Genomic DNA, 10,389 nt, shown 5'->3' with positions numbered 1-10,389 from the left:
CTCGCTTCTCAAGACATCGCAGGGTCGCGTGCACATGCCGCTATGTTGGCCCAACAAGGTATTATCGACGCTAACGATGCTGATGTCATTCGGGAAGGCCTACTCACGGTATTGTCAGAAATAGAAGGCGGAAACTTCGAATTTTCTGCCGCTCTTGAAGATATTCATATGAATGTCGAGGCGCGTCTCAAAGAGATCATCGGGGACGCGGCGGGGCGTCTGCATACGGCGCGCTCACGCAATGACCAAGTGGCCACAGATTTCAAACTGTGGACGCGCGATCAAATGGACGCGGCGATTTCGGGCATTGATGCTCTGATCCGCGCGTTGATCGCACAGGCCGAGGCAGGTGCGGATTGGGTTATGCCCGGCTTTACACATTTGCAAACGGCGCAGCCCGTCACGTGGGGCCACCACATGATGGCCTATGTCGAGATGCTTGGCCGTGACATGTCGCGGTTCAAAGATGCCCGTGCACGCATGAATGAAAATCCGCTCGGATCGGCCGCGCTTGCGGGTACAGGGTTCCCGATTGATCGCCACATGACCGCCGCGACGCTTGGGTTTGATCGTCCGACTGCCAACTCGCTGGACGCTGTTGCGGATCGCGATTTCGCATTGGAGTTTTTGTCATGCGCGTCCATTACGGCCATGCATATGAGCCGCTTTGCCGAGGAATTGGTGATCTGGTCGTCAGCGCAGTTTAAATTCGTCACGCTTTCAGATCGGTTTTCTACCGGCTCGTCGATTATGCCGCAAAAGAAGAACCCGGATGCGGCTGAATTGATCCGCGCCAAAGTCGGGCGCATTTTCGGTGCGAATGTCGCCTTGATGATGGTGATGAAGGGGCTGCCACTGGCCTATTCGAAGGACATGCAAGAAGACAAAGAGCAGGTGTTCGACGCCGCCGACAACCTGATGCTGGCGCTGGCCGCGATGACGGGGATGGTGTCGGACATGACGGGGAACATCGACAATCTTCGTGCCGCAGCCGCGAGCGGATTTTCGACCGCGACCGATTTGGCCGACTGGCTTGTCCGTGAGGCGGGAATGCCGTTTCGCGATGCCCACCATGTCACAGGTGCCTTGGTCGCTATGGCTGAGAAAAAGGGATGCGACCTACCCGATTTGAGCCTTGCCGACATGAAATCCGTTCACGATGCGATTACTGAGGACGTGTTCAACGTCTTAACAGTTGAAAACTCGGTGGCATCTCGGACAAGCTACGGCGGCACGGCCCCTTCACAGGTGCGTGCGCAGATCGCGCGTTGGAAAGAGGTGTTGAAATGATCCGCATCGCAACTGTGTTGATGGCGCTTACCACGTTGGCCGCATGTGGCGCCAATGGCGAGCCGACCAAACCTGTCATCTCGGGCAAGCAAACCATCGGTGTGAATTCGAACATGGGTGCATATTCGAGCACGCAGATCGGGATAACGTTTCCCGCCAACTGATCCGCCCGTTGTGGCGACCTGATTTCAAGGGCCCCTATCTATGGACCACTTTCTCTACCGTGACGGCGTTTTGCACGCCGAAGATGTCCGTGTGAGCGATATCGCCGCTGCGGTCGGCACACCGTTTTACGTCTATTCCACCGCTACGTTGACGCGTCACTTTACGCTGTTTGATGAGGCGTTGGGCGGCATGGATCACCTCATTTGCTTTGCGATGAAGTCAAACTCGAACCTTGCCGTTCTCAAACTCATGGGTGAGCTTGGCGCGGGTATCGATGTGGTGTCTATGGGTGAGTATCTTAAGGCGAAAGCTGCGGGGCTTCCGGGAGATCGGATCGTGTTTTCGGGCGTAGGCAAAACCCGCGAGGAAATGCGTGTGGCCCTTGAGGGGGGCATTCGCCAGTTCAATGTCGAGAGCGAGCCGGAGTTGGAGGCGCTCAACGCGGTTGCGATGTCTTTGGGGGTCAAGGCACCGATTGCGTTGCGCGTGAACCCCGATGTCGACGCCAAAACGCACGCAAAAATTGCCACGGGGAAATCCGAGAACAAATTCGGCATTCCGATTGCAACATGTCGCGATGTTTACAGACGCGCTGGGCAAATGGAGGGCATTGATGTTGTTGGCATCGACGTCCATATCGGCTCGCAATTGACGCAACTGGAGCCGTTCGAGTTGGCCTTTACCAAGGTTGCTGAATTGACTGAAATGCTGCGTGCAGACGGCCATGACATTCGCCGCCTCGATTTGGGCGGTGGTTTGGGCATCCCGTATGAGCGCTCTAACGAAGCGCCCCCATTGCCGGTCGAGTACGGTGAGGTGATCCGCAAGACGGTCGGCCATCTGGGATGCGAAATCGAAATTGAGCCAGGGCGTCTTATCTCCGGTAACGCAGGGATTTTGGTCTCGTCCGTCATCTACCTCAAACACGGTGAGGGGCGCGATTTCCTAATTGTGGATGCGGCCATGAACGATCTTGTGCGCCCATCGATGTATGATGCGCACCACGATATTGTGCCTGTGATCGAACCGCTTGCCGGAGCTGAGCAAGCGCCTCTCGATATTGTTGGTCCGGTGTGTGAGACGGGCGACACATTCGCTAAAGCCAGAGATATGCCGCCACTGCGCGAGGATGATCTTGTGGCGTTTCGATCGGCGGGTGCATACGGTGCTGTTATGGCGTCCGAGTATAACTCACGGCCATTGATCCCAGAGGTTCTGGTCCATGGCGATCAATTCGCTGTCATCCGTGCGCGTCCGACCTATGACGAAATGATAAAGCGCGATACCATTCCTGTGTGGCTGTAATCCTGTGCACGCGTCCGTGTGCGGCATTTGCCCAAACCGGATGAGTGAATGGACTATCGAACGCATCTGACCGAAGAGACCGCAAAACGGGTGAGCCGCGCCATTGGCGCGACCCATATCGGTGTGTTGTTCGAGCATGTCGCCACAGCGTTTTGGCCGTCTTTTTCTGGTGTTGCTGTGGTGATTGGTCTGACTCTGTTGGGGGTGCATGAGGTCCTACCTCTTGGATCGCGCATAGCGATTTGGGGCATGGTTGCCCTCGCCTTGGCGGGTCTGTTCGCCTTTGGGGTCTGGCGGTTGCGCTGGCCGTCACGGGCGATTGCAGTGTCTCGTGTGGATGCCACTTTACGTGGTCAACCTCTCCAAGCGTTGCGTGACACGCCTGTGTCGGGGGCGTCTGATCCATCGTCGCGTGCGATTTGGGCGGCGCATATGGCGCGCATGTCGACGCGCGTTGCCGCGGCGCGCCCCATTGCCCCTGAGCCGATGATGGCAGCCAACGATCCCTACGGGCTGCGCCTTATGGCATTGACCGTGTTGGGTATGGGATTGGCGTTCGGGTCAATCGATCATGCTAAAACTGTCGGGATGACGGGCGGCGCCGACCAGATCGCTGCGGGGCCAACATGGGAAGGCTGGGTGAAGCCACCTGCGTTTACGGGCAAGCCCACCTTGTATCTCGCGGATTTAGGCGCTGGTTTTGACGCGCCACAGGGATCACAAGTCACCGTGCGCTTATATGGCGATGGCGCGTCTGACGATTTGACGTTGCGTGAAACGGTCTCGGGGATTGGCGATGGGGCCGCACCGGATTTCAAGGTGGTGCAGTCTGGCGATATTGAAATTGATGGTCCAACTGGGCAGTTGTGGAGCGTAGGGCTTATTCCTGATGCGCCACCAACGGCCGAGCTGATTGGCGACATGACCCGTGCGGCCAGCGGTGAGGCGCGTCAGTCTTATCGCCTCAGTGATGATTTTGGTATCACCAAAGCGGTGATGGTGTTCGAGCGTGATGTTGCGGCGGTGACGCGCCACTACGGGTTTGCTCTGACCCCTGAACCGCGTCCTGACCTGATCATTGACGTTATATTACCACAGACGGGGAACCGCACCGAGATTGAGGGCATGTTCGCCCAAAACGTCTCTGAGCATCCGTTTTCTGGACTGCCCGTGATGATATCACTTAGGGCCTACGATCAAACGGGGCAGGTGAGTACGGATGCGATTGGCGAAGGCATTTTGCCGGGGCGGCGTTTCTTCGATCCACTTGCGGCGGCGATTATTGACGTGCGTAGAGAGCTGTTATGGAACCGTTCCAATGCAGCCCGCGCGGCGCAGGTGCTTAGAGCGGTATCCTATCAACCGGATGAGACTGTGGGTGACGGGGATGTCACGCAACGTCTGCGCGCTGTGATTTCGTTGATTGAGGATCGTGTCGGTCCGATGTCTGATGAGCGCGTAGATCAGGTTGTCAAAGAGTTGTGGGAGATTGCGACCCTGCTTGAGGATGGCGATTTAAAGGAAGCGTTGGAAAGATTGCGCCGCGCGCAAGAGCGCCTACAACAGGCGATGCGTGATGGCGCCTCTGATGAAGAAATCGCGCGCCTGATGCAGGAGTTGCGTGAGGCGACACAAGATTACATTGCGCAATTGGCGGAACAGCAAGGCGATCAAGAGAGCGAGGCTGCGCAAGGCGAGACGCAACAGATGTCCGCCGATCAGCTCAAACAATTGATGGACCGTATTCAGGAGTTGATGGAGCAGGGCCGCATGGCCGAGGCGCAACAGATGATGGATATGCTCAATCAGCTTTTGGAAAACATGCGTGTGACCCAAGACCCGAATGGACAAGGGGGCGAGGGCAATCCGTCAATGCAGGGCATGCAAGATATGTTGCGCGACCAGCAAGAGTTGAATGACGATACATTCTCTGACCTACAAAACCAGCAAGACCAAGGACCGCAAGGCGAAGAGGGCGAGGGTCAAGATCGACAAGGCTCTGATGCTCAAGGTCAAGGTGAGGATGGCGCCTCAGACATGGGTGCCTTGTCGGAGCGTCAAGGAGCCTTGCGGCGGGAATTGGAGCGTCAGCGTAGCCGCGTGCCAAACGGTGAGAATGCTGAAGGCATTGGTGAGGCTCTCGACGGTGCGGGCCGCGCGATGGATGATGCCGAGCAGGCCTTGCGCGAAAACGATTTGGGCGGTGCTCTGGATCGTCAGGCTCAAGCATTGGAAGCGTTACGCGAGGGGATGCGCCAATTGGGCGATCAGCTGTCACAAAGCCAAGCGCAAGATCAAGACGGACAACAAGGGCAATCTGGCGGGGCCACTGGCGGCGAAGAGCGCCGCGATCCCTTGGGGCGCTTCGCGGGCAATACGGGCCAAGCCGGTTCTGATGAGGCGATGACCGAGGGTAAGGATGTCTATCGGCGCGCCGAGGAGCTATTGGACGAAATCAGGAGGCGATCCGCAGAGCAACAGCGCTCCGATGATGAACGCGACTATCTCAACCGCTTGTTAGACCGGTTTTAATGATCAGCCATTGAGTTGGCTGAGCAAGATATTCAGGCGGTCGCTCAAAGCCGACATGCCACCATCGAGCCAAACCCGAAAGACGTTTGCGCTACTGATATAGCTGTCCATGAGGGGGGCGAGCGATGGCACGGCATTGGCGATGGTTGGCGCAAAGACATACAGCGCGACCAAAAGGGACGCGACGATGATAAACACCGCAAAGATTGAGCGCGAAACACCGCGTTGCGCACGGGTGCGGCGGGTTTGCTCGTCTGGGACAGTGCCATCGGCATCACGTTCGGATGACGCACTAAGCGTAGAGTTGATCTCTTCGATATCAGGCAATAGGTCGCGCCGCTTTGAATGTGATCCCAACGTCCCGGCAGTCAACGCAGGGTCGGCAGGATCGAGGCCACGCAAACGCGCCATCTTTTCACGCATCGCCTGATCTGTCGCAATTTCGGCTTCTTCCAGTCCCAAATCCGTTTGAATTTCTAACGGTTCTGACGCGCCATGTGGCGCACTGAATTCTTGTTCTTCACGCAGCATATCCTTGATCGATTCGTCGATCGACGGCCGCGGACGTGCCACAACACCTTGAACTGGCCCTACGTCGTCATCGTCTTCGTCTTCGTCATAGGTGTAGGCGGGGGCGTGATCAGCCGTGCTTGACCATTCTTCCTGATCTTGATCATCCTGCGATGACAGTTCGTTCGGCTCGACCTCGTGAAAGGCGTCCTCGTCCGTATCAAAGTCAGGCTTGGGAGAGTGCTCGGCTAGCGGGGCATGCGTGTGGTCGGCCTCGCTTTCTTGTGCAAGGTCGTAGCCCATTTCCGCCGCAAGATCGGCATCCATATGTTCAGGGCTTTGAAACCACGTATGACCGCAGTTTGAGCATTGAACATCTCGCCCGTTCTCGGGAATGACCTTTTCGTCGACCTCATATTGAGCATCGCAGTTTGGGCACACTAGCCGCATTACTGACCCCATCCACAGTTTGTCCGTGGTATATCTTGCATATTTCTACGAAATGTTAACCGTTGAGGCGGGATTGTCCATGTTTTTGCGACAGTTGCATTGAAACGCGCTTCACTGTGAGGCAAAACTGTCGCGAATGAGAGACAGGGGTTTCAAAGTGATCGAGTTTCATGACGCAGCGTACGGATACGGGGGGCGCGAATTGCTTTCCCAAATAAACGTCTCCCTCGCTCCGGGGTCGTTTCACTTTTTGACGGGACCGTCTGGGGCAGGCAAAACCACATTTCTAAAACTGTGCTATCACGAATTACAGGCGACGGCGGGGCGTGTGTCGCTCTTGGGGAAAGACAGCCGTAGTCTGGATCGCGATGACGTGGCCATGCTGCGCCGCAAGATTGGTGTTGTGCACCAAGACTGTCAGTTTCTTGATCATTTAAGCGTTTGGGAAAATATCTCGCTGCCGCTTACGGTGTCAGGGCGTCCTGTCGTCGAGAGTGATTTGGCTGATTTGATTGCGTGGGTGGGGCTAAGTGATCACGCCAATGCACTGCCGCCCGAAATGTCGGGCGGCGAACGCCAACGTGCTGCCCTTGCGCGTGCTATAATCATGTCGCCAGATGTGATCATCGCGGATGAGCCTACGGGCAATGTGGATTGGGAAATGTCATTGCGCTTGTTGCAATTACTGGTGGAACTCAACCGTATGGGCAAAACCGTTGTTATTGCCACTCACGACATGCATCTGATTCGTCAGGCAAAATCACAGGTAAACGCCCGTGTTCTGAGAATTGCTGATCGGCGTATTCATCAAGCGGGAGCAGATTTATGAAGAGTATTCTGCTGCCATTCCTGCAGTTTGATGAGAACAAGCATGATCGTGTTGTCCCCCCCTCTGGCTTTACGGCGCAACTATCGCTGCTTACCTCGGGTGCAATGGCGTTTTTGGCGGTGTTTGCCATGGCGCTGTCGTTCGCCACGGGTCGGTTGGCCGATCAATGGGGGAGTGAACTGGCGCGGGCGTCTACCGTCCGCATTTCCGCGCCTGACGATCAGGTCGCGGCACAGACGCAAGCGGCCTTGGACGTGTTGCGCACAACACCCGGCATTGCATTTGCCGAGGCGTTATCAGATGAGGATGAGCGTGCGCTGTTGGAGCCGTGGTTTGGGCCGTCTTTGCCAATTGAAAACCTTCCGTTGCCGGTGTTGATTGAGGTGCGCGAGACGGCTGAAGGGTATGATGCCCAAGGGTTGCGGTTGCGCCTTGCGGGCGAAGTTCCGGGGGCTGTTCTGGATGATCATAGCCGCTGGCGTCTCCCGCTGGTCGAGGCCGCGGATCGTCTACGAATTCTCGGTTTGCTGTCGCTCGTCCTGATCGCGGCCGTCACTGCGGGAATGATCACGCTTGCCGCAAATGCGGCGTTGGCGGCGAATGGTCAGGTGGTCCGTGTTTTGCGTCTTGTTGGCTCAACCGATATGTATATCGCACGCGCTTTTGTGCGGCGCTTTACAGTGCGCGGGTTCACAGGTGCAGTGGTTGGAACGTTTTTTGGCGTTGTTGCCATTTCCCTTTTGCCAGATGCGAACGTCGAGGGCGGGTTTCTTACGGGGCTAGGGTTTCAAGGCGCACAGTGGCTTTGGCCGTGTATTATTCCGCTACTTGCCGCTATCGTTGCTTATGGCGCCACCCGTGTAGCGGCCACGCAAGCGTTGAGGAGGTTGATGTAATGCCCTATCCGGTTCAGTGGGTTCTCTCGCTCATCTTCGTTGTGCAGATGTATGTCGTGCTTTTGATCCTCGCGATTGTCTACACGCCTCTGGCCCTGTTCGAGCGCGAGTACGCGTTCAAAGCAATCCATGCCTATTGTCACTGGGTGCGGTTCTCCGCGCGTATTATTGTCGGATTACGGTCCGAAATCCGTGGGGAGGTGCCAACCGATGCCGTGATCGTCGCCTCAAAGCACCAAAGCTTTTTCGATATCATCATGATTACATCAGCGTTGCCGCGCCCGAAATTCATCATGAAAAAGCAGATCACAATGACGCCCATCGTTGGCTATTACGCCAAGCGCATCAATTGTATCGCGGTGGATCGCGGCAAGCGTGGCGTTGCGATCAAAAAGATGGTGGCGGATGTGAAGTCGGGCGCGATTGAAGCGGGGCAATTGGTGATATTCCCACAAGGGACGCGTGTCGGTGCGGGCGAAATCCTACCCTACAAGGTGGGGACAGGTGTTTTGTATGAGCAAACGGGTCAGGCCTGTGTGCCGGCGGGCACGAACGTTGGAGTGTTTTGGAAGCGACACGGTATTTACCGTGGGCGCGGATTGGCCGTTGTCGAGTTCTTGCCGCGTATCGAGCAAGGCTTACAAATTGAGGCGTTTATGACAGAGCTAGAACAGGCTGTTGAAAGCTCGTCAAATAGGTTGATGCAAGAGGCGGGGTTCAATCCTCCTACTGTCTAGCTCAATGGATATCTGGACTGCAAAAGGGCGCTCGCTATCACGTGCGCCCTTTGTTTTTGGTGGTAAGCGTTTTGGGTCTCAATCGGATATGGCGGTCGCCAGCGGCTTAGGCGGCCAGTCCTTTTGATCCGATGTTCAGGAATTTCTTGCGCCGCTCCGCAATGATGTCCGTGCGCTCTTTTTTCAGGAGTGGCGTCAGCATGGATTGGATCGCCTTGCCAACGGCCGTGATCGCAGATTGAGGATCACGTTGTGCGCCGCCCATTGGCTCGGGAATGATCTGGTCGATCACGCCGAGTTTATAGAGGTCTTGAGCCGTCAGGCGCAGTGCTTCGGCGGCTTCGCGCATTTTCTCGGCATCTTTCCATAGGATCGATGCACAGCCCTCGGGCGATATCACCGAATAGACCGAGTGGTCCAGCATCGCGACTTTGTTGGCAGAGGCAAAGGCGACTGCGCCGCCCGATCCACCTTCGCCGATGATGACGGAAATCATGGGAACACCGAGTTGCAGGCATTTTTCGGTGGCACGTGCGATCGCCTCGGATTGACCGCGCTCTTCTGCCCCTTTGCCAGGGAATGCACCAGGGGTATCGACGAGAGCAATGACAGGCAAACCAAATTTGTCGGCCAGTTCCATGAGGCGAATGGCTTTACGGTATCCTTCGGGGCGGGCCATGCCGAAATTGCGCTCGATGCGTGTTTTGGTGTCGTTGCCCTTTTCCTGACCGATCACCACAACGGGTTGATCGTTGAAGCGCGCCAAGCCGCCCATGACCGCGTGATCGTCCGCAAAATTGCGATCGCCCGCGAGTGGCGTGTATTCTGTGAACAACGCCTCGATGTAGTTTTGACAATGGGGGCGGTCGGGGTGGCGCGCGACCTGACATTTACGCCAAGGCGTCAGGTTTTTGTACATGTCGACCAACATGTCGGCAGCTTTTTTGTCCAAAGCGGCCGCTTCTTTTTCGACGTCCATCTCTTCATTGGCGCGGGCCAGAGCACGTAGCTCTTCCGCTTTGCCTTCGATCTCCGCGAGGGGTTTTTCAAACTCGAGATATTGCGTCATTTTGGAACTCCGAACCACTTGTTGTTTCCGTATATGGCGTCAGCGTCCAGGAAATGCAATCCGTGTGGGTGGTTCGGGCGCCCCTTCAGCCGCAAAGACCGAGAGGCGCCCTGACGCGCTGTGGTTATTCTTTCAGCCCTGCAAGGGTGAGGGCTTGGCCAAATTGTGTATCGTCCAGCACGCCGCGCCAATGATCAACGCAATTGGAGCGCATGAGCACGAGCTGAGTTTCTTTCGCTCCGATCTGTTCCGCGAGCGCTTGGCGTGTCGCAGTGTCGGCATTGTCGACAATAGCGGTCCGCAATTGCGCGCGAAGCTCGGCGGTTTCGTTTTCCAAAGCACCACGTTTTGCGGGCATGGTATCTAGCCACTGTTTGAGAGCGGCGCGCTGCGCTTCGTCAAGGGCCAAGGCATCGGCGTTTTTTGCGATGAAACCTGTGAGGGCCACCACGGGTGCCGATAGGCCCTTTTCCTGTGGTGTCATCATGCTCTGGGCAAATGCGGGTGTTGTGAGCACGAGGCTGGCGGCGACAAGGATGGAAGTGAATTTCATAGCGACCTCATTGATTGATATACGAGCCTTTTAAAGGTGCTTCTGTGATATGC

Annotated in this window: 10 protein-coding genes; 7 read left to right on the top strand and 3 right to left on the bottom strand. The window is 56.3% G+C overall.

Going from position 1 to position 10,389, the window contains the following annotated elements; all coding sequences use genetic code 11:
• The 4 genes from argH to ACTG34_RS02245 form a co-directional block, all read left to right on the top strand.
• The coding region (argH, locus tag ACTG34_RS02260) for an argininosuccinate lyase (RefSeq protein WP_439103417.1) at positions 1-1,290 on the top strand (1,290 nt) is incomplete at its 5' end.
• Positions 1,287-1,454, top strand: coding sequence for a hypothetical protein (locus tag ACTG34_RS02255; protein WP_439103416.1), 168 nt, complete (start codon positions 1,287-1,289; stop codon positions 1,452-1,454). The genes argH and ACTG34_RS02255, both read left to right, overlap by 4 nt.
• Before the next feature lie 40 nt (positions 1,455-1,494).
• Positions 1,495-2,760 carry a diaminopimelate decarboxylase gene (lysA, locus tag ACTG34_RS02250; protein WP_439103415.1) on the top strand — a complete coding sequence of 422 codons (1,266 nt, stop codon included), beginning with the start codon at positions 1,495-1,497 and terminating at the stop codon, positions 2,758-2,760.
• Between the two features lie 48 nt (positions 2,761-2,808).
• Entirely contained in the window at positions 2,809-5,292 is a 2,484-nt protein-coding gene (locus ACTG34_RS02245; RefSeq protein ID WP_439103414.1) for a DUF4175 domain-containing protein, read from the top strand.
• A gap of 3 nt (positions 5,293-5,295) precedes the next feature.
• On the opposite strand, the gene ACTG34_RS02240 is transcribed toward ACTG34_RS02245, so the two are convergent.
• Positions 5,296-6,252, bottom strand: coding sequence for a zinc-ribbon domain-containing protein (locus ACTG34_RS02240; protein ID WP_439103413.1), 957 nt, complete (start codon positions 6,250-6,252; stop codon positions 5,296-5,298).
• 157 nt (positions 6,253-6,409) lie between these two features.
• On the opposite strand from ACTG34_RS02240, the gene ACTG34_RS02235 reads away from it, so the two are divergent.
• Genes ACTG34_RS02235 through ACTG34_RS02225 form a run of 3 tightly spaced genes read left to right on the top strand, consistent with a single transcriptional unit; the run spans position 6,410 to position 8,714 of the window.
• Positions 6,410-7,081 carry a cell division ATP-binding protein FtsE gene (locus ACTG34_RS02235; protein ID WP_439103412.1) on the top strand — a complete coding sequence of 224 codons (672 nt, stop codon included), beginning with the start codon at positions 6,410-6,412 and terminating at the stop codon, positions 7,079-7,081.
• The gene (locus ACTG34_RS02230; RefSeq protein ID WP_439103411.1) at positions 7,078-7,977 is read left to right on the top strand and encodes a cell division protein FtsX; all 900 of its coding nucleotides are present in this window, start codon (positions 7,078-7,080) and stop codon (positions 7,975-7,977) included. The genes ACTG34_RS02235 and ACTG34_RS02230 overlap by 4 nt, the downstream gene beginning before the upstream one ends.
• On the top strand, positions 7,977-8,714 hold the full coding sequence (locus ACTG34_RS02225; RefSeq protein WP_439103410.1) for a lysophospholipid acyltransferase family protein: 738 nt from the start codon (positions 7,977-7,979) through the stop codon (positions 8,712-8,714). Before ACTG34_RS02230 ends, ACTG34_RS02225 begins: the two co-directional genes overlap by 1 nt.
• Before the next feature lie 106 nt (positions 8,715-8,820).
• Here ACTG34_RS02225 and ACTG34_RS02220 read toward each other — a convergent pair whose 3' ends face one another.
• Positions 8,821-9,783 carry an acetyl-CoA carboxylase carboxyltransferase subunit alpha gene (locus ACTG34_RS02220; protein WP_439103409.1) on the bottom strand — a complete coding sequence of 321 codons (963 nt, stop codon included), beginning with the start codon at positions 9,781-9,783 and terminating at the stop codon, positions 8,821-8,823.
• A gap of 124 nt (positions 9,784-9,907) precedes the next feature.
• On the bottom strand, positions 9,908-10,336 hold the full coding sequence (locus tag ACTG34_RS02215) for a Spy/CpxP family protein refolding chaperone (RefSeq protein ID WP_439103408.1): 429 nt from the start codon (positions 10,334-10,336) through the stop codon (positions 9,908-9,910).
• Positions 10,337-10,389: the final 53 nt, after the last annotated feature.

Origin of the sequence: Celeribacter marinus (genome assembly GCF_965656515.1) — a bacterium.
Classification (GTDB): domain Bacteria; phylum Pseudomonadota; class Alphaproteobacteria; order Rhodobacterales; family Rhodobacteraceae; genus Celeribacter; species Celeribacter marinus_D.
Note: the sequence above shows the minus strand (reverse complement) of the source record. Positions and strands in the feature narration are given on the sequence as shown.